Origin of the sequence: Bacillus sp. NEB1478 (genome assembly GCF_031582965.1) — a bacterium.
Taxonomy (GTDB): Bacteria; Bacillota; Bacilli; order Bacillales; family Fictibacillaceae; genus Fictibacillus.
In genome coordinates this window covers 3,910,411-3,930,924 of record NZ_CP134049.1, presented here as the reverse complement: position 1 = coordinate 3,930,924, position 20,514 = coordinate 3,910,411, and the positions used below count along the sequence as shown (strand labels likewise).

12 protein-coding genes and 3 rRNA genes are annotated in these 20,514 nt (G+C 41.9%); 14 read left to right on the top strand and 1 reads right to left on the bottom strand.

Annotated features, from left to right (window positions below):
* The first annotated feature begins 7 nt into the window (after positions 1-7).
* The 12 genes from dnaA (at position 8) to RGB74_RS20025 (ending at position 15,987) form a co-directional block, all read left to right on the top strand.
* Positions 8-1,363: a chromosomal replication initiator protein DnaA gene (gene dnaA / locus RGB74_RS20080; protein WP_310760947.1), complete on the top strand. Its 1,356-nt coding sequence runs from the start codon at positions 8-10 to the stop codon at positions 1,361-1,363.
* 170 nt (positions 1,364-1,533) lie between these two features.
* Entirely contained in the window at positions 1,534-2,676 is a 1,143-nt protein-coding gene (gene dnaN, locus RGB74_RS20075) for a DNA polymerase III subunit beta (protein ID WP_310760946.1), read from the top strand.
* Positions 2,677-2,777: 101 nt separating this feature from the next.
* On the top strand, positions 2,778-2,993 hold the full coding sequence (gene yaaA, locus RGB74_RS20070) for a S4 domain-containing protein YaaA (protein ID WP_310760945.1): 216 nt from the start codon (positions 2,778-2,780) through the stop codon (positions 2,991-2,993).
* Positions 2,994-3,004: 11 nt separating this feature from the next.
* Positions 3,005-4,126 carry a DNA replication/repair protein RecF gene (recF, locus tag RGB74_RS20065; RefSeq protein ID WP_310760944.1) on the top strand — a complete coding sequence of 374 codons (1,122 nt, stop codon included), beginning with the start codon at positions 3,005-3,007 and terminating at the stop codon, positions 4,124-4,126.
* Between the two features lie 11 nt (positions 4,127-4,137).
* Entirely contained in the window at positions 4,138-4,407 is a 270-nt protein-coding gene (gene remB, locus RGB74_RS20060; protein ID WP_310260480.1) for an extracellular matrix regulator RemB, read from the top strand.
* Between the two features lie 32 nt (positions 4,408-4,439).
* Entirely contained in the window at positions 4,440-6,380 is a 1,941-nt protein-coding gene (gene gyrB, locus RGB74_RS20055) for a DNA topoisomerase (ATP-hydrolyzing) subunit B (protein ID WP_310760943.1), read from the top strand.
* 263 nt (positions 6,381-6,643) lie between these two features.
* Positions 6,644-9,193: a DNA gyrase subunit A gene (gyrA, locus tag RGB74_RS20050; protein ID WP_310760942.1), complete on the top strand. Its 2,550-nt coding sequence runs from the start codon at positions 6,644-6,646 to the stop codon at positions 9,191-9,193.
* An 88-nt stretch (positions 9,194-9,281) separates the two neighbouring features.
* On the top strand, positions 9,282-10,400 hold the full coding sequence (locus RGB74_RS20045) for an HD-GYP domain-containing protein (protein WP_310760941.1): 1,119 nt from the start codon (positions 9,282-9,284) through the stop codon (positions 10,398-10,400).
* Between the two features lie 284 nt (positions 10,401-10,684).
* Positions 10,685-12,234: ribosomal RNA gene (locus RGB74_RS20040) — 16S ribosomal RNA — on the top strand.
* Positions 12,235-12,581: 347 nt separating this feature from the next.
* A 23S ribosomal RNA gene (locus RGB74_RS20035) occupies positions 12,582-15,518 on the top strand.
* 188 nt (positions 15,519-15,706) lie between these two features.
* Positions 15,707-15,822 (top strand): 5S ribosomal RNA (gene rrf / locus RGB74_RS20030).
* Together the 16S, 23S and 5S rRNA genes form the textbook arrangement of a ribosomal RNA operon.
* 15 nt (positions 15,823-15,837) lie before the next feature.
* Positions 15,838-15,987, top strand: coding sequence for a hypothetical protein (locus RGB74_RS20025; protein WP_310760940.1), 150 nt, complete (start codon positions 15,838-15,840; stop codon positions 15,985-15,987).
* A 444-nt stretch (positions 15,988-16,431) separates the two neighbouring features.
* On the opposite strand, the gene RGB74_RS20020 is transcribed toward RGB74_RS20025, so the two are convergent.
* A complete protein-coding gene (locus tag RGB74_RS20020) occupies positions 16,432-17,376 on the bottom strand; it encodes a YaaC family protein (RefSeq protein WP_310762942.1) in 945 nt (314 codons plus the stop codon).
* Between the two features lie 171 nt (positions 17,377-17,547).
* Between RGB74_RS20020 and guaB the strand changes: the two genes are divergently transcribed.
* Positions 17,548-19,005, top strand: coding sequence for an IMP dehydrogenase (guaB, locus tag RGB74_RS20015; protein ID WP_310760939.1), 1,458 nt, complete (start codon positions 17,548-17,550; stop codon positions 19,003-19,005).
* Positions 19,006-19,168: 163 nt separating this feature from the next.
* Entirely contained in the window at positions 19,169-20,443 is a 1,275-nt protein-coding gene (locus RGB74_RS20010; protein ID WP_310762940.1) for a D-alanyl-D-alanine carboxypeptidase family protein, read from the top strand.
* Positions 20,444-20,514 lie beyond the last annotated feature (71 nt).

The window sequence follows — 20,514 nt, the reverse complement described above, 5'->3', positions numbered from 1 at the left end:
AAATTGGTTGGAAAATATAAATGACCTATGGTCCAAAGCGCTAGCTGCAATAGAAACAAAAGTCAGTAAGCCAAGCTTTGAAACCTGGTTAAAATCTACAACAGCTCATGCATTGCAAAATGATACGCTTGTGATAACAGCACCGAATGAATTTGCCCGCGACTGGCTAGAATCCAGATATGCTGGCATTATTTCTGAAACATTATTGGACGTTACGGGTGCTGCACTTGATGTAAAGTTCATCATTCCGCAAAATCAAGCAGAATTAGACTTAGATTTAGAACAAGCGATGAAGAAAGCTCCAAAACCGCATAAAGAACCGCATGAAGAAGTTTCTCAAAGTATGCTAAATCCGAAATATACATTTGACCGGTTTGTTATCGGTTCAGGAAACCGTTTCGCTCACGCTGCGTCGCTAGCAGTTGCAGAAGCGCCGGCTAAAGCATATAATCCGCTATTTATTTATGGTGGTGTTGGTTTAGGAAAAACACATTTAATGCATGCGATCGGACATTATGTACTGGAGCACAATCCAAGAGCAAAAGTTGTTTATTTATCATCAGAGAAATTTACAAATGAGTTTATTAACTCTATCCGTGATAACAAAGCGGTAGAATTTCGCAATAAGTATCGCAGCATAGACGTGCTTTTAATAGATGATATTCAATTCCTCGCTGGAAAAGAATCAACTCAAGAGGAATTTTTCCATACATTTAATGCGCTTCATGAGGAAAGTAAACAAATCGTAATCTCGAGTGACCGTCCTCCAAAGGAAATACCAACCTTGGAAGACAGACTTCGTTCACGTTTTGAATGGGGTTTAATTACCGACATTACACCGCCGGACTTAGAAACGAGGATTGCGATTTTACGTAAGAAGGCGAAAGCAGAAGGTCTCGATATACCTAATGAAGTAATGCTGTATATCGCAAATCAAATCGATACAAACATTCGTGAGCTTGAAGGTGCACTTATTCGTGTTGTTGCTTATTCATCATTAATTAATCAAGATATGAATGCTGATTTAGCAGCAGAAGCATTGCGGGACATCATCCCATCTGCCAAACCGAGGACTCTTACTATTCATCATATACAAGAAGTTGTTGGCAAGCATTATAATGTAAAGCTAGAAGATTTTACGGCTAAAAAGAGAACGAAAACAGTTGCTTTCCCAAGACAGATCGCTATGTATTTATCTCGAGAGCTTACAGATAATTCGCTTCCTAAAATTGGCGAAGAATTTGGCGGCCGTGATCATACTACCGTTCTCCATGCCCATGAAAAAATTTCCAAGTTACTTATTATAGATCATATGCTGCAAAAGAAAGTACAAGAGATACATGATCAGTTAAAATCAATCTAATGATTACCGGTGAATACTGTGAATAACTTGTACGCATTTATACACAGTCTGTCCACATGTGGATAGGCTGTTATATATTTGTATTTTGGGCTTATCCACAAATTCACAGCGCCTATTACTATTACTACTATTTTTTTAAAGATTTTAATAAATAACAGGGGGTAAAAAAAATGAAAGTTAAGATTCAATTGAACCAGTTGATTGAAGCTGTTCAAGATGTCATGAAAGCTGTATCTTCTAGAACTACAATTCCTATTCTAACGGGTATCAAAATGGAAGTTACATTTGATGGTGTACATTTAACTGGTAGCGATTCTGATATTTCGATTGAAAGACTTATCCCAGTTGAAGAAGACGATCACGTACATATCGAAGTATCAAAAGAAGGAAGCGTTGTTCTTCCTGCTCGTTATTTTTCAGAAATCGTAAAAAAACTACCGAATGATACAGTAGAAATTGAGGTCGGGGAACGTTTTGAAACAACTCTTCGCTCAGGTTCATCTGAATTTAGTTTATTAGGCTTAGATCCTGAAGAATATCCTCACCTACCGCAAATTGAGGAAGATCTTGTTTTTGAAATTCAAAGTGATCTTCTTAAAACAATGATTCGCCAAACTGTCTTTGCAGTGTCCACCTCAGAAACACGCCCTATACTTACTGGTGTGAACTGGACGTTATCAGACGGAGTGTTAAACTGTATTGCAACAGATAGTCACCGACTGGCGCAGCGCAAAATGCCGATTGATTCTAATGCTAATGATCTTTCGTTTCAAAACGTCGTCATCCCGGGCAAAAGTTTGAATGAACTGTCCAAGATTATTGATGAGAATGCTGAGAAAGTACAAATCGTTGTGACAAACAACCAAATCCTATTTAAAGCGAAGAATATCTTATTATTCTCTCGTTTATTAGACGGGAATTATCCAGATACAACTAAGTTGATTCCTTCAGAAAGCAAAACAACGTTTGTTTTAAAGACAAAAGAATTCTTGCAAGCAATCGACCGGGCTTCATTATTAGCTAGAGAAGGAAGAAACAATGTAGTAAAACTTGCATCACTCGATAACCAAACCATTGAAATATCATCGAACTCACCTGAGATCGGTAAAGTTTTTGAACATATCATTGCAGAAGAGATTGAAGGCGAAGAATTGAAAATCTCTTTTAATGCTAAATATGTCATGGAAGCTCTGAAAGTAATGGACTGCTCTGAAATCAGCGTCCTCTTTACTGGGGCAATGCGTCCTTTCTTAATTCAACCTGTAGGAGAAGATTCCATCCGTCAATTAATCTTGCCGGTAAGAACTTACTAAATATAAAGCTGCCGGAAGACCGGTAGCTTTTATTTTCTTTCTAAGAGAGATCGCTTTTGGGGACACTAGAACATAATGAAATTTTTTTAGGAGGCAAAAAAATGCAAAATGTTAAAATCACATCAGAATTTATTACCCTTCAGCAACTATTGAAAACAACTGATGTCATCCAATCCGGCGGCATGGTAAAATGGTATTTAGCTGAACATGAAGTTCTTGTGAACGGAGAACATGAAACACGCCGAGGTAAAAAATTATATGCGGGTGATGTCGTGTCCATTCCAGATTTAGGAGAGATTCAGGTAACAACGGAATAGGGGGTATCCCTTTGCATATTGAACAGCTTCATCTGAGGAACTACCGCAACTATAAACAACAGTCCCTTAGTTTTGAAAATAAGGTCAATGTCTTTCTTGGCGAAAACGCACAAGGGAAAACAAATGTCATGGAATCTATCTATGTTTTGGCCATGGCTAGATCGTATCGAACGGCAAAAGATAAAGAGTTAATAACTTGGGACGAAGAGTATGCTAAAATAGAAGGTAGTATAAAAAAGAGAAACAGCTCTTTTGATTTAAGTCTTGTTATTTCACAAAAAGGAAAAAAAGCGAAAATCAGCCGCATTGAACAACGGCGTCTAACCGATTACGTTGGACACTTCAATGTTGTTATGTTTGCACCTGAGGATTTAAATCTTGTAAAAGGCAGTCCGCAGGTGCGTCGTCGTTTTATTGACATGGAAATCGGGCAGGTTAATGCTGTTTATCTGAATGACTTATCGGTGTACCAAAAAATTCTGTCTCAGCGAAATTCTTTGTTAAGGGACATGTATCGGAATAAAAGTACGGAAAACATGACGATGCTTGAAATTTTAACAGAGCAGATGATAGATAAAGCGGCACGTATCACATTGAAGCGTTTAACTTATATGGATAAACTGCAAAAATGGGCCGAACCGATCCACCATGGAATATCAAGAGGACTGGAAAGCTTGAAAATTCATTATAAACCTACGATAGAGGTATGTGATGAAGCAGATTTGTCGAAAATGATAGAAGCGTTTCAACAGAAATTTGGTAAAATAAAAGAAAAAGAGATTGAGCGGGGAACAACCTTATTCGGACCGCACCGGGATGATTTGTTATTTTCCGTTAATGGAAAAGATGTTCAAACGTTCGGATCCCAAGGACAGCAACGAACGACAGCACTCTCTTTGAAGTTAGCCGAGATCGATCTGATTCATTCCGAGGTAGGTGAATATCCCGTACTATTGCTGGATGATGTTCTCTCCGAATTAGATGATTTCAGACAATCTCATCTGTTAAACACGATCCAAGGAAAAGTTCAAACCTTTGTTACGACGACCAGTGTAGAAGGCATTCATCATGAAACATTGTTCAAGGCCGCAACATATCAAGTTCATTCAGGCTCCATAGAGCGATTGAAATGAGGTGAGGGTATATGCTTTTACATTTAGGAGATGAGGAAGTCATTCATTCTAAAGATGTATTGGCCATTTTAGATGTGAATGCTTTAAAGGTATCAGAACTTGCGAAAGAGTTTCTTAAAAAGCATGAGAAAAATCAGACATTAACAGACTTAAGCGGCAATGCTCCTAAATCGGTTATTATTACTGACAAAACAATCTATTTATCCCCCCTTTCTGCATCAACGTTAAAAAAGAGAGCCTCTGAACGCCTCGAACTTGAAAATGGCTGGAATATAAAATAAAGGTTTTATAAATAAAGCGTTTTTAAACCAGAATGAAGGTGAACCAATTGACGACTGAACAACAGTTACAACCACAATATGATGAAAGTAATATCCAGGTATTAGAAGGACTTGAAGCCGTTCGGAAAAGACCTGGTATGTATATTGGTGCTACGAACGTACGCGGACTCCACCATCTTGTATGGGAAATCGTAGATAACTCAATCGATGAAGCGTTGGCAGGTTATTGTGACACGATCCGCATAACGATTGAAGAAGACAATAGTATTACTGTCGAAGATAACGGCCGTGGTATTCCTGTCGGTATGCACGAAAAGATGGGAAGACCGGCACTGGAAGTTATTATGACCGTTCTCCATGCTGGAGGAAAATTTGGCGGCGGCGGATACAAAGTTTCCGGTGGACTGCACGGTGTAGGTGCATCCGTTGTAAATGCACTATCCACGATGCTGGAAGTTACAGTATCACGTGACGGCAAACTGCATTATCAAAAATATGAGCGCGGTGTACCGACTGCAGACCTGAAAGTAATCGGTGAAACAGACAAAACAGGTACTCTTACGCACTTTAAGCCAGACCCTGAAATTTTTACAGAATCATTAGAATATGATTTCCCAACTCTTTCAAATCGTATAAGAGAACTTGCTTATTTGAACCGCGGTTTGCGCATTATTGCTCAAGACAAACGCGGTGAAGAGCCTGAAGTGAAGGAATATCATTATGAAGGCGGTATTAAATCATACGTTGAGCATATCAACCGTACGCGTGAAGTACTGCATGAAGAACCGATCTTCGTTGAAGGAGAAAAAGATGGGATTTCTGTAGAAATCGCATTCCAATACAATGATAGCTATGCAAGCAATATTTATTCTTTTGCAAACAACATTAATACCCACGAAGGCGGAACACATGAATCCGGTTTTAAAACAGCTCTTACGCGTGTTATAAACGATTATGGCCGTAAAAACAGTTTGTTTAAAGACAACGATACAAACCTTACAGGTGAAGATGTGCGTGAAGGTTTAACAGCGATCATTTCAATCAAGCACCCGGATCCTCAGTTTGAAGGACAAACAAAAACGAAGCTTGGAAACTCTGAAGCGAGACAAATTACGGAGTCTATCTTCTCGGAAACTTTTTCATCGTTCATGATGGAAAATCCGATTGTTGCAAAAGCAATCGTTGAAAAAGGAATGATGGCGCTCCGTGCTCGAGTCGCTGCTAAAAAAGCTCGTGAATTAACGCGCCGCAAAAGTGCATTAGAAGTTTCAGCACTGCCAGGTAAATTGGCTGACTGTTCTTCTAAAGACGCCAGCATTTCAGAAATCTATGTGGTTGAGGGTGACTCAGCCGGTGGTTCTGCAAAACAAGGACGTGACCGCCATTTCCAAGCGATCTTGCCATTAAGAGGTAAAATCATCAACGTAGAAAAGGCAAGGTTAGATAAGATTCTATCAAACAATGAAGTTCGAGCAATCATTACAGCGCTTGGTACAGGTATTGGCGATGAATTTGATATCACAAAAGCTCGTTATCATAAAGTTATTATCATGACCGATGCAGATGTCGATGGTGCACATATTCGTACATTGCTTCTGACATTCTTCTTCCGCTACATGCGTCCGATCATTGAACATGGATACATTTATATCGCGCAGCCGCCGCTATATAAAGTTCAGCAAGGGAAACGGGTTGAATACGTTTATAACGATAAAGAGCTTGAAAAGCTGCTTAGTGAGCTTCCACAAACTCCAAAACCCGCGCTTCAGCGCTATAAAGGTCTAGGAGAGATGAATCCTACTCAGCTATGGGAAACAACGATGGATCCTGAAACACGTACATTGCTTCAAGTAGAGATGAAAGATGCAATGGCTGCTGATGAAACGTTCGATATCCTAATGGGTGATAAAGTTGAACCACGCCGTGACTTTATCCAAGAAAACGCACAGTACGTGAAAAACTTAGATATATAGTTTGAAATGCTGAAACGATCGATTTGCCCCGACAAGCGTTTAACCTCCTGTACACAGACACGCTTTTTGTGTCGAGGAAAGGAGGAAAACGACCTCGAGGGGCAGATCGTTGAAGCTGGACAATAATGAAATGTTGAAACGTAAAAGAAAAACAGGGAGCGCTCCTGTTTTTCTTGGTTTAAAAAAGAGATGTCTTTTGACTCTTAAGAGTATCATTGGACTGAAAAACCTATGTTTTGCAAGAGGTTATGGAGGTTGGAAGAATGTCTGAAATGGAACGCCCTCGGATTAAAGAAATAAATATCAGCATAGAAATGCGTACTTCTTTTATGGATTATGCGATGAGTGTTATCGTCAGCCGTGCACTCCCTGATGTACGTGATGGATTAAAGCCCGTGCATAGACGTATATTATACGCGATGAATGACCTCGGAATGACAGCCGATAAAGCGTATAAAAAGTCTGCGAGAATCGTCGGTGAAGTAATTGGTAAGTACCATCCACACGGTGATTCCTCCGTTTATGAAGCGATGGTTCGTATGGCACAAGATTTCAATTACCGCCACATGCTTGTTGACGGTCACGGAAACTTTGGATCTGTAGATGGCGATGCTGCGGCAGCGATGCGTTATACAGAAGCGCGCATGTCAAAAATCGCCATGGAATTGGTTCGCGATATTAACAAAGATACAATCGGATATAAAGACAACTATGATGGATCTGAACAAGAACCTGTTGTTTTACCAGCACGTTTTCCTAACTTACTTGTAAATGGTGCCTCAGGAATTGCTGTTGGTATGGCAACAAATATTCCTCCGCATAACCTTGGAGAAGTCATTGATGGGGTTCTTGAACTAAGTAAAAACCCAGATATTACGGTTCCTGAATTGATGGAGATTATACCTGGACCCGATTTTCCTACTTCTGGAGAAATTTTAGGCCGTGAAGGAATTCGAAAAGCTTACCAAAGTGGCCGAGGCTCCATTATTATTCGTGCAAAAGCTGAAATCGATGAAATGCCAAATGGTAAAGCTGTCATTATCGTTTCGGAGCTTCCTTATCAAGTCAATAAAGCACGTTTGATTGAAAAGATCGCAGAACTTGTCCGCGATAAAAAAATTGATGGAATCACTGATCTTCGTGATGAGTCAGACCGTAACGGTATGCGTATCGTTATGGAAGTCCGCAGAGATGCAAACGCAAATGTCATTTTAAATAATTTATATAAACAAACGGCTCTTCAAACGAGCTTTGGTCTTAATATGCTCGCACTAGTTGATGGTCATCCGAAAATTTTAAACATTAAAGAATTTTTGTACCATTATTTAAAGCATCAGCAAGTTATCATTCGCCGCCGTACGGAGTTTGATCTGAAAAAAGCTGAAGCTCGCGCACATATTTTAGAAGGACTTCGTATTGCGCTTGATCATCTTGATCAGGTAATTGCTTTAATTCGCGGATCGCGTACTACAGATATTGCCCGTGAAGGTTTGATTGAGAACTTTAAATTAAGCTACGAGCAGGCACAAGCTATCTTAGATATGCGCTTGCAGCGTCTAACTGGCCTGGAGCGGGACAAGATCGAAAATGAATACAATGAACTTGTGGCTATTATCAATGAATTAAAAGCAATCCTAGCAGATGAAGAGAAAATTCTTGAAATTATTCGAACTGAGCTTACGGAAATTAAAGAAAAGTACGATAATCCAAGACGTACAACTATTTCTGTAGGCTTCAACAGCATTGAAGACGAGGATTTAATTCCGCGTTCTAATATCGTTATTACATTAACAAACAAAGGTTATATCAAACGTCTTCCGATTTCTACTTATCGTTCGCAGCGACGCGGCGGTAAAGGGATTCAAGGAATGGGTACGAGTGAAGATGATTTTGTAGAACAATTATTTACTACAAATACACATAATTACATTTTGTTCTTCACGAATAAAGGAAAAGCTTACCGATTAAAAGGTTATGAGATTCCTGAATACGGAAGAACGGCAAAAGGAATCCCAATCATTAACTTACTGCAGATTGAACAAGGAGAGACGATCTCGGCAGTTATTCCAGTAGAAGATATGGAGAATGACGAGTTATTCCTTAACTTTATGACGAAACAAGGAATTACAAAACGTTCTGCGTTATCTGCTTACAGCAACATCCGTAAAGGTGGTTTGTTTGCCATCAACCTGCGTGATGACGATGAACTGATGGGTGTTCGATTAACGGACGGAACAAAAGACATCATTGTTGGTACGAAGCAAGGAATGTCTATCCGTTACCAAGAAACTGATGTTCGATCAATGGGTAGAACAGCAACCGGAGTTAAAGCTATCAATCTCGGTGAAGATGATGCGGTAGTCGGTATGGAAGTGCTGGATGAAACTCAAGATATTTTAATTGTTACGGAAAATGGTTACGGAAAACGTACTCCTATGAGCGAATACCGTTTACAGTCCCGTGGCGGAAAAGGGATCAAAACCGTTAATATCACAGATAAGAACGGACCGGTAGTTACGCTTAAAACGGTAACAGACGAAGAAGACCTCATGATTATTACGGCTAAAGGTATCATTATTAGAATGAATATCTCAGGCATCTCAACAATGGGACGTAATACACAAGGTGTCAGACTTATGACTATGAAAGAAAGCAATCATGTTGCTACGGTAGCTGTAGTTGAACGTGAAGAAGAAACAGATGAAGAATTATTAGATGAAAATGGCGATCCAATCGTAACTGTTGAAGCCCCTGAAGATGAATCATCTGAAGAAGCAGTAGAAAAAGAAGATACAGAAGAGAATAACGAATAATTTTTTAAAAGAGGAAAATGTGTATACATTTTCCTCTTTTTTATTAGTACAATGAAAATATGAATTTTCCAGTAAAAGGGGCTTTTGTATGAAGATCAAAACGAGTCAGGTTAAAGTGGGTCATATGCTCGTTCAAGACGTATTTTCGATGACTAATGAGCCGATCGTCAATAAGAATACTATTTTAAATCAGGATTATCTTCGTATATTGATGCGTTTTAATATTGAGGAAATCGATGTTGTCAGTGATTCAGCCAGGGGACAAATATATCAATCCAAAAAAGAAACAGCTAATTCAGAAGCGGTTTCGATGTCTGGATTAGAAACAGCATCAATTAAACAAGTGAAAACGGAAGAGAAACTATCTTTTCCAGAGATGTACCTACAAGCAGTAAAAAGATATAAACAGCTTTTTACAAATTGGCAGTCTGGCAGCAACATCGATATGCTGGAAGTGCGGCAATCTGTGCTTAACATTTTACAAGAAGGCACGAACTATCCGAGAGAGATGTTACTGCTGCACCATTATGCAACACGTGAGGATTACATATACCATCATGCTGTATCCGTCGGAATCCTGAGTACTTTTTTAGCAAAAAAACTCAATTACACGAGTGGTGATTGTATCCAGATCGGCCTAGCTGGAGTACTATCTGACTGCGGGATGTCCAAAGTACAGCCAGGTTTATTGAAGAAAGGCGGAGCACTCTCACCAAACGAATTTGATGAGGTTAAGAAACATACGATAAACGGCTATAACATGTTGAAAAAGATCCCATCTATTAAAGAAGGCGTGCTGCTTGGTGTACTTCAGCATCATGAAAGAGAAGACGGATCTGGATACCCGCTAAAAGTTCAAAGCAGCAAGCTGCATCCATTCAGTAAAATACTAGCCGTAGCAGATGTATACTTAGCCATGACATCAGAACGGCCATATCGTAGCAAACAATCTCCATTTAAGGTTTTGGAAATGATGATGAAGGATCAGTTTGGCAAGTTTAATCATCAAGTCATCCGTGCATTAATTTCTGGTTTATCTACCTTCACATTAGGAAGCAAGGTAAAACTGTCCAATAATGAGATTGGAGAAATCATTTTTATAGAAGAGAATCATCCAACTCGACCTATGATTAAACTTGATAACAATAGCGAAATCCTTGCTTTAAAAACGAGAAATGATATCTATATCGAAGAGCTTTTATCTTAGGATGAAAGCTTTTTTAATTTAGTGTTGCATCCTGAATGTATACATGATAGACTTATCAAGCTGTCTTAAAGACGGCATGTCAGAAATCACACGTACCATTTTAGTTTAGTAACTTACTATACTTTAAAAAAGTTTTAAAAGTTATTGACTCTAACGGTTTAGCGTGGTATATTATTAAAGTCGCTAAGACGAGCGGCAAACAAGTTCTTTGAAAACTGAACAAAAGAAATAGGTAAGGAATTAAATTAATTCCGTCAGTTTTAAAATCGAGCAAGACAAACACTTTTATGGAGAGTTTGATCCTGGCTCAGGATGAACGCTGGCGGCGTGCCTAATACATGCAAGTCGAGCGAATGATGAGGAGCTTGCTCCTCTGATTTAGCGGCGGACGGGTGAGTAACACGTGGGTAATCTGCCTGTAAGACGGGGATAACTCCGGGAAACCGGGGCTAATACCGGATAACAAGAGAAGAAGCATTTCTTCTTTTTGAAAGTCGGTTTCGGCTGACACTTACAGATGAGCCCGCGGCGCATTAGCTAGTTGGTGAGGTAACGGCTCACCAAGGCGACGATGCGTAGCCGACCTGAGAGGGTGATCGGCCACACTGGGACTGAGACACGGCCCAGACTCCTACGGGAGGCAGCAGTAGGGAATCTTCGGCAATGGGCGAAAGCCTGACCGAGCAACGCCGCGTGAGCGATGAAGGCCTTCGGGTCGTAAAGCTCTGTTGTTAGAGAAGAACAAGTACGAGAGTAACTGCTCGTACCTTGACGGTACCTAACCAGAAAGCCACGGCTAACTACGTGCCAGCAGCCGCGGTAATACGTAGGTGGCAAGCGTTATCCGGAATTATTGGGCGTAAAGCGCGCGCAGGCGGTCTCTTAAGTCTGATGTGAAAGCCCACGGCTCAACCGTGGAGGGTCATTGGAAACTGGGAGACTTGAGTGCAGGAGAGAAAAGTGGAATTCCACGTGTAGCGGTGAAATGCGTAGAGATGTGGAGGAACACCAGTGGCGAAGGCGGCTTTTTGGCCTGTAACTGACGCTGAGGCGCGAAAGCGTGGGGAGCAAACAGGATTAGATACCCTGGTAGTCCACGCCGTAAACGATGAGTGCTAGGTGTTGGGGGGTTCCACCCTCAGTGCTGAAGTTAACACATTAAGCACTCCGCCTGGGGAGTACGACCGCAAGGTTGAAACTCAAAGGAATTGACGGGGGCCCGCACAAGCAGTGGAGCATGTGGTTTAATTCGAAGCAACGCGAAGAACCTTACCAGGTCTTGACATCCTCTGACCACTCTAGAGATAGAGCTTTCCCCTTCGGGGGACAGAGTGACAGGTGGTGCATGGTTGTCGTCAGCTCGTGTCGTGAGATGTTGGGTTAAGTCCCGCAACGAGCGCAACCCTTGACCTTAGTTGCCAGCATTCAGTTGGGCACTCTAAGGTGACTGCCGGTGACAAACCGGAGGAAGGTGGGGATGACGTCAAATCATCATGCCCCTTATGACCTGGGCTACACACGTGCTACAATGGGTGGTACAAAGGGTTGCGAAGCCGCGAGGCCAAGCCAATCCCAAAAAGCCACTCTCAGTTCGGATTGTAGGCTGCAACTCGCCTACATGAAGCCGGAATTGCTAGTAATCGCGGATCAGCATGCCGCGGTGAATACGTTCCCGGGCCTTGTACACACCGCCCGTCACACCACGAGAGTTTGTAACACCCGAAGTCGGTGGGGTAACCCTTTTGGGAGCCAGCCGCCGAAGGTGGGACAGATGATTGGGGTGAAGTCGTAACAAGGTAGCCGTATCGGAAGGTGCGGCTGGATCACCTCCTTTCTATGGAGATTATGAGACAGCTTAGACTGTTTCGTAAGTACGCCTATTCTTCTTTTGTTCAGTTTTGAGAGAACTCAAAACTCTCAACTAAATAACATTTTTTCGTTCTTAAAGATCGGAAAGGTTATTTTAACTATGTTCTTTGAAAACTAGATATCGACATCCAAACAATATGCAAGGCAGATATATATTATTTATCTGCGCCAAGCAATAACTTTTTAAGTTAAGTTACGAGAAACGAGAAGTTCGAGGCGACAAAGTTTTGGAGGAGCGGAGTGTATTTCGATACATGAGCACCGGAAAGAACGAAGTCAACGAAGAAATTCGAAGTTGATCGTAAGTTATAAGGTTAAGCTAGAAAGGGCGCACGGTGGATGCCTTGGCACTAGGAGCCGAAGAAGGACGGGACGAACACCGATATGCCTCGGGGAGCTGTAAGTAAGCATTGATCCGGGGATTTCCGAATGGGGGAACCCACCATCCGTAATGGGATGGTATCCATATCTGAATACATAGGGTATGAGAAGGCAGACCCGGGGAACTGAAACATCTAAGTACCCGGAGGAAGAGAAAGCAAATGCGATTTCCTGAGTAGCGGCGAGCGAAACGGAATCAGCCCAAACCAGAGGGCTTGCCCTCTGGGGTTGTAGGACACTCTATACGGAGTTACAAAGGAACGAGGTAGGTGAAGTGGTCTGGAAAGGCCAGCCGAAGAAGGTAACAGCCCTGTAGCTGAAACTTCGTTCCCTCCAGAGTGGATCCTGAGTACGGCGGGACACGTGAAACCCCGTCGGAATCCGGGAGGACCATCTCCCAAGGCTAAATACTCCCTAGTGACCGATAGTGAACCAGTACCGTGAGGGAAAGGTGAAAAGCACCCCGGAAGGGGAGTGAAATAGATCCTGAAACCGTGTGCCTACAAGTAGTCGGAGCCCATTAACGGGTGACGGCGTGCCTTTTGTAGAATGAACCGGCGAGTTACGATCCCGTGCAAGGTTAAGTTGAATAGACGGAGCCGCAGCGAAAGCGAGTCTGAATAGGGCGACATAGTACGTGGTCGTAGACCCGAAACCGTGTGATCTACCCATGTCCAGGGTGAAGTTCAGGTAACACTGAATGGAGGCCCGAACCCACGCACGTTGAAAAGTGCGGGGATGAGGTGTGGGTAGGGGTGAAATGCCAATCGAACACGGAGATAGCTGGTTCTCCCCGAAATAGCTTTAGGGCTAGCCTCGCGGCAAGATTCCTGGAGGTAGAGCACTGATTGGACTAGGGGCCCCCACAGGGTTACCGAATTCAGTCAAACTCCGAATGCCAGAGAATTATCCGCGGGAGTCAGACTGCGAGTGATAAGATCCGTAGTCAAAAGGGAAACAGCCCAGACCATCAGCTAAGGTCCCAAAGTATACGTTAAGTGGCAAAGGATGTGGAGTTGCCCAGACAACCAGGATGTTGGCTTAGAAGCAGCCACCATTTAAAGAGTGCGTAATAGCTCACTGGTCGAGTGACTCTGCGCCGAAAATGTAACGGGGCTAAACGTATCACCGAAGCTATGGCTTGTACCGTATGGTACAGGGGTAGGGGAGCGTTCGAAGTGCAGCGAAGTCAGACCGGAAGGACTGGTGGAGCGCTTTGAAGTGAGAATGCCGGTATGAGTAGCGAAAGACAAGTGAGAATCTTGTCCATCGAAAGCCTAAGGTTTCCTGAGGAAGGCTCGTCCGCTCAGGGTTAGTCGGGGCCTAAGCCGAGGCTGAAAAGCGTAGGCGATGGATAACAGGTTGATATTCCTGTACCACTTCCTTTCCGTTTGAACGATGGGGGGACGCAGTAAGGTAGGGTGAGCGCACTGATGGAATAGTGCGTCTAAGCAGTTAGGCTGTTGGATAGGCAAATCCGTCCAACGTGAAGGCTGAGCTGTGATGGCGAGGGAAATTTAGTACCGAAGTCCCTGATCCTACACTGCCAAGAAAAGCCTCTAGTGAGGAAAGATGTGCCCGTACCGCAAACCGACACAGGTAGGCGAGGAGAGAATCCTAAGATGATCGGGAGAACTCTCGTTAAGGAACTCGGCAAAATGACCCCGTAACTTCGGGAGAAGGGGTGCTCTGATAGGGTTTATCGCCCGAGAGAGCCGCAGTGAATAGATCCAAGCGACTGTTTAGCAAAAACACAGGTCTCTGCGAAACCGCAAGGTGAAGTATAGGGGCTGACACCTGCCCGGTGCTGGAAGGTTAAGAGGAGGGGTTATCCTTTTAGGAGAAGCTCTGAATTGAAGCCCCAGTAAACGGCGGCCGTAACTATAACGGTCCTAAGGTAGCGAAATTCCTTGTCGGGTAAGTTCCGACCCGCACGAAAGGTGTAACGACTTGGATACTGTCTCAACGAGAGACCCGGTGAAATTATAGTACCTGTGAAGATGCAGGTTACCCGCGACAGGACGGAAAGACCCCATGGAGCTTTACTGCAACTTGATATTGGATTTTGGTACAGCTTGTACAGGATAGGTAGGAGCCTGAGAAGCCGGAGCGCCAGCTTCGGTGGAGGCGTCGGTGGGATACTACCCTGGCTGTATTGAAATTCTAACCTAGAACCGTGATCCGGTTCAGAGACAGTGTCAGGTGGGCAGTTTGACTGGGGCGGTCGCCTCCTAAACAGTAACGGAGGCGCCCAAAGGTTCCCTCAGAATGGTTGGAAATCATTCGCAGAGTGTAAAGGCACAAGGGAGCTTGACTGCGAGACCTACAAGTCGAGCAGGGACGAAAGTCGGGCTTAGTGATCCGGTGGTTCCGCATGGAAGGGCCATCGCTCAACGGATAAAAGCTACCCTGGGGATAACAGGCTTATCTCCCCCAAGAGTCCACATCGACGGGGAGGTTTGGCACCTCGATGTCGGCTCATCGCATCCTGGGGCTGAAGTAGGTCCCAAGGGTTGGGCTGTTCGCCCATTAAAGCGGTACGCGAGCTGGGTTCAGAACGTCGTGAGACAGTTCGGTCCCTATCCGTCGCGGGCGCAGGAAATTTGAGAGGAGCTGTCCTTAGTACGAGAGGACCGGGATGGACACACCGCTGGTGTACCAGTTGTTCCGCCAGGGGCATAGCTGGGTAGCTACGTGTGGACGGGATAAGTGCTGAAAGCATCTAAGCATGAAGCCCCCCTCAAGATGAGATTTCCCATCACGTCAAGTGAGTAAGACCCCTTAGAGATGATGAGGTTGATAGGTCTGGTGTGGAAGCGTGGCGACACGTGGAGCTGACAGATACTAATCGGTCGAGGGCTTATCCTTAAAAAAGCATAACGTTTGGAAAGTCGTATCTAGTTTTGAGAGAACATACTCTCAACTTAATAATAGTTTTTTCAGAAGCGAGAAGGTCGAGGAAGTGAAGTTTTGAAGGAACGGAGCGTATTACACATACGTGAGTACCGGAAGAACGAAACTGACGAAGAGTTTCGACGCTTATCAAAAAACTTTGGTTCAGTGATGATGGCGAAGAGGTCACACCCGTTCCCATACCGAACACGGAAGTTAAGCTCTTCAGCGCCGATGGTAGTTGGGGGTCTCCCCCTGTTAGAGTAGGACGTCGCTGAGCAAATGAGGAAGATGGATGAAAATCCATCTTCTTTTTTGTTTTGAAAAGCCCCGGATCGAATTCGTAGATATCGATTCGTGGCTATTGCAAGAAAAACTGTGGGTTTCGAACTCATATTTGTGGGATTGTGATTTAAAAGTGTGGGATTCTGAAACGGATTTGTGAGATTAAAGCGGCAAAGAGCTTAAAAGCGAACCAAAACGAGGAAGATGGTTGAAGATATCCATCTTCTTTTTCCTTTTTATAAGTAAATTCCGGTCAAAAAAGCTAAAAAACGTTAAAAAATAAGACCAAAAAGGAAGAAGATGGACACTTCCATCTTCCAACCTTATAAAAACATCTCTTTAACAACTCCTAAAAGCCCCCTTCACTCCATAATTCCACGGTAATCGCCAATAATTCCACGGTCAGGGGGCATATTTCCACGAAAAACACCATTATATCCACGTTAATTTGGATTTAACCACGAACCGACATGATTCAACAAAACTCGCATCAAATCCGCTTCAAATCCGCTTCAAATTCGCATTCAAACTCGCATCAAACTTGCTCCACCATTCTCTGCCAAAGTCATTACACTGCAACCCGACAGGTTTCTGTTAAGAAGGATTAAGGTATATTTTTAGCATGAAGCCAATGGCCAAATAGATAGGGAATTTTCTGTGCAGTTATGTTTAAAAACTGATTGATATAGGGCAGTTCGTCTGAAGAATAAGTGTGGAATAACTCGCTCCACCATTCGGTATCATATCTGCTGATCATGCTTAAATTATAGAGAATCACATAATGGACCATAAATTCATTTAAAAGCGGCAATTGCAAAATTTCACGATCTACCGGGAAACAATACGTATCTTCTTCAAAGTGATAGCTAAGAGGAAAACAATGATAAGGCGAGACATCAGGATTTAACCTAATAATATATTGGAAGGATGTTCCACTGTCATTTTGAAGGTTTAGTTTTGAGTGAAATGAATGATTGACGTATTCAATAAACCTTTCATCAGTCATATGAAGAAGATCTGCAGCCTCGTTTGAAAGGGTATAAGTATTGTGATTTTCTTTAGACATTTTTATATGGTGAACTGAATTATCCATTTGTTTATATAAGGGTCCCAGTTCAGGCAGCAGTCTAAAAAGATGATCCATTATAAATTTTTCACCTTCAATGTGTTTCATGTGGAACATTTTTTCACAAAAATGATTGAACAACCCAGTTTTTTGCACCTTTACTTCATCCTGAAGAAATTCATAGCTTCTTTTTTTACGCTTTCTTGTAGAAAGACCATGTGCAAGTACCGAACTGGATTCCGGGTAATCAGGATCGACGGTTAAGATACAGGCTTTCATTAACTGGATCATTCCATAAAACAGTAAGACGGGCTTAATTTCTGTTGGTGCTGTATCAGCTAACGTATAATATTTCTTTCCATGTTCCAGATAGTAAATAAAGCTATAGCAATTTTCAAAGCTTTTCCCGTTACTGTCTTTTATATTTCTCTTTTCATATTGGTAAGCTAGATAATGCTGCGTTTTTTGAGAAGAAAAAAACATATCAAAGTAAGACCAATTGTCTTGTGGATTCTTCACGGGCTGTTTTTCCTCCTCAAATTGAAATTATTTGAAAAATCGAACATATTCTGTATTCCTTGACACTAGTTTACCCAGTTGATAATCTACAAATAATATTTTTCTGGATAATAAAAATGAAGGGGTGGTTATGGCATGTGGCAAGATAAGTTTGCTAAAGAAGGTTTAACGTTTGATGATGTATTATTGATACCGGCTAAATCTGCAGTTCTTCCTAACGAGGTTTCTGTTAAGACGAGGTTATCTGATTCAGTTCAATTGAACATACCGATCATGAGTGCTGGAATGGATACTGTTACAGAGGCTAGCATGGCGATCGCAATAGCGCGTCAAGGCGGTATGGGCGTAATTCATAAAAATATGTCTATTGAAGAGCAAGCAGAGCAGGTAGACCGTGTAAAACGTTCTGAGAGTGGTGTCATTTCCGATCCTTTTTATTTAAGACCTGAACACCAGGTTTTTGATGCTGAACATTTAATGGGTAAGTATCGGATCAGCGGTGTACCAATTGTTGATGAAAACAAAAAACTTGTCGGAATTATAACAAATCGTGATATGCGTTTTATTCAGGATTATTCCATTAAAATCTCAGATGTAATGACGAAGGATAATTTAGTAACAGCATCTGTAGGTACGACATTAAAAGAAGCAGAAAAAATACTCCAGCAGTATAAGATTGAGAAGCTGCCTCTTATTGACGAAGATGGGATTCTTCAAGGATTAATTACCATTAAAGATATTGAAAAAGTAATTGAGTTTCCGAACTCCGCAAAAGATAAGCAAGGAAGACTGTTAGTTGCAGCTGCTGTAGGCGTAACAAAAGATGCATTATTGCGAGTAGAAAAACTTGTTGAAGCTGGTGTAGATGCAATCGTACTAGATACAGCACATGGTCATTCTGAAGGAGTACTTCAAAAAGTAAAAGAAGTAAGAAGTAGTTACCCAGCATTAACAATCATTGCAGGGAATGTCGCTACTCCAGAAGCTACGCGTGATTTAATAGAAGCTGGTGCCAGTGTTGTTAAGGTTGGAATTGGACCTGGATCTATTTGTACTACACGTGTAGTTGCCGGTGTAGGAGTTCCACAAGTGACTGCTGTATATGATTGTGCAACAGAAGCTAAGAAATACGGAGTACCGATCATTGCAGATGGCGGTATTAAATATTCCGGTGATATTGTTAAAGCTCTTGCAGCAGGCGGACATGCTGTCATGTTAGGAAGCATGCTTGCTGGTGTTTCTGAAAGCCCAGGAGAGCGTGAAATCTTCCAAGGACGCCAGTTCAAAGTTTATCGCGGGATGGGTTCTGTTGGAGCGATGGAACGTGGAAGCAGCGACCGATATTTCCAGGAAAATAATAAGAAGCTTGTTCCAGAAGGAATTGAGGGACGCGTGCCGTACAAAGGACCCCTTGCAGATACGATTTATCAGCTAGTTGGAGGTATCCGTTCTGGTATGGGTTATTGCGGTACAGCAACAATCGATGATCTTCAAAATGATTCTAAATTTGTTAAAATTACGGGTGCCGGTCTTCGTGAAAGCCATCCGCATCAAGTACAAATTACTAAAGAAGCACCAAATTATTCGGTCTAAAGGCACATTTTTAAGACAGAGGGGCAACCTCTGTCTATTTTTTTGAAAAAGTGTATGATACAATAATTTTTGTGTTAAATGGGTTTGGAGGTGCAGTTTTTTGAACAGCAAGGTAAAACAATTGTTAGTGTTGACGCTCGTATTGTCATTTTTTACAACGAGCATGGTAGGTTTTTCTAAAACAGCAAGTGCAGCACCATCTTTAGATGTGAAAGCTGAATCTGCTATTTTGGTCGATGGTGAAACGGGTAAAATTCTATATCAGAAAAATGAAGATAAGATGCTCGCACCAGCAAGTATGAGTAAGATGATGACCGAATACTTATTGTTAGAAGCGATTAAAAAGGACAAGATTTCTTGGGATCAAAAAACGCGTATCTCTGAATATGCTCATAAAATCTCTCAAGATCGAGCACTTTCTAACGTTCCATTAAGAATAGACGAACAATACAATGTTCGTGAATTATATCAAGCGATGGCTATTTATTCTGCAAACGGTGCAACTATTGCATTAGCAGAACTCGTAGCAGGTTCTGAAGCTGAGTTCGTTAAGAAAATGAACGCAAAAGGAAAAGAATTAGGTTTAAAAGATTATCATTTTGTAAATTCTACAGGATTAAACAACAAAGATTTAAAAGGCTTCGATTCAACTGGCGGACCTTCTGAAGAGAATATGATGAGTGCCCGTTCAGTAGCAATTCTTGCTTTCCGTTTAATCAATGATTATCCAGAAGTACTGAAAACAACCAGTATTCCAAAAGCAGTTTTCCGTGATGGTACTGATGATAAAACAAATATGCCAAACTGGAACTGGATGCTTCCTACCCTTGTATATGGTTATGAAGGGGTAGACGGATTAAAAACAGGATCTACTGATTTGGCTGGGTTTTCTTTTACGGGGACAATCAAAAGAAACGGAACACGCCTTATTTCTGTTGTTATGAAAACAAACAGTTACGAAGCACGCTTTGAAGAAACAAAAAAATTATTTGACTATGGATTTGCAAATTTTGAAAAAGCGGATATTCTTCCGGCTAATTATCAAATAAAAGGCGAGAAAACGATTCCTGTTGTAAAAGGGAAAGAAAAAGAAGTAAAAATCGCAACGAAAGACCCTCTTTCTCTTGTGATCAAACGCGGTGAAAAAGAGAACTACAAACCAGAATTTGTAGTAGATAAGAAAAAGTTAAATGAAGATGGTAAATTAACTGCACCTATTAAAAAAGGTGAAGTTGTTGGCCATGTGAAAATTGATTATAAAGGCAAAGGTGAGGACTACGGTTACTTGCTGGATAATGATACAAAAGGAAAAACAGAAGTCATTACGAAAGAAGCAGTTGATAAAGCAAATTGGTTTGTACTCGGTATGCGTGGAGTAGGAGGCTTTTTTGCTGGAATATGGTCTGGTACTGTAGACATGGTTAAAGGTTTATTCTAAATCATGGCTTATTATGCTCTTTAGCGAAAGCTAAAGGGCATTTTTTCTAGAAAATGATGTGGTCTTGCGCT

Bases quoted from the DNA above. Each gene is read 5' to 3' on its own strand.
- remB (WP_310260480.1), top strand. From the start codon at position 4,138: ATGCTTTTACATTTAGGAGATGAGGAAGTCATTCATTCTAAAGATGTA.
- gyrA (WP_310760942.1), top strand. From the start codon at position 6,644: ATGTCTGAAATGGAACGCCCTCGGATTAAAGAAATAAATATCAGCATA.
- RGB74_RS20045 (WP_310760941.1), top strand. From the start codon at position 9,282: ATGAAGATCAAAACGAGTCAGGTTAAAGTGGGTCATATGCTCGTTCAA.
- gyrB (WP_310760943.1), top strand. From the start codon at position 4,440: ATGAAGGTGAACCAATTGACGACTGAACAACAGTTACAACCACAATAT.
- dnaN (WP_310760946.1), top strand. From the start codon at position 1,534: ATGAAAGTTAAGATTCAATTGAACCAGTTGATTGAAGCTGTTCAAGAT.
- guaB (WP_310760939.1), top strand. From the start codon at position 17,548: ATGTGGCAAGATAAGTTTGCTAAAGAAGGTTTAACGTTTGATGATGTA.
- RGB74_RS20025 (WP_310760940.1), top strand. From the start codon at position 15,838: ATGAAAATCCATCTTCTTTTTTGTTTTGAAAAGCCCCGGATCGAATTC.
- RGB74_RS20010 (WP_310762940.1), top strand. From the start codon at position 19,169: ATGGTAGGTTTTTCTAAAACAGCAAGTGCAGCACCATCTTTAGATGTG.
- yaaA (WP_310760945.1), top strand. From the start codon at position 2,778: ATGCAAAATGTTAAAATCACATCAGAATTTATTACCCTTCAGCAACTA.
- RGB74_RS20020 (WP_310762942.1), bottom strand. From the start codon at position 17,376: ATGTTTTTTTCTTCTCAAAAAACGCAGCATTATCTAGCTTACCAATAT.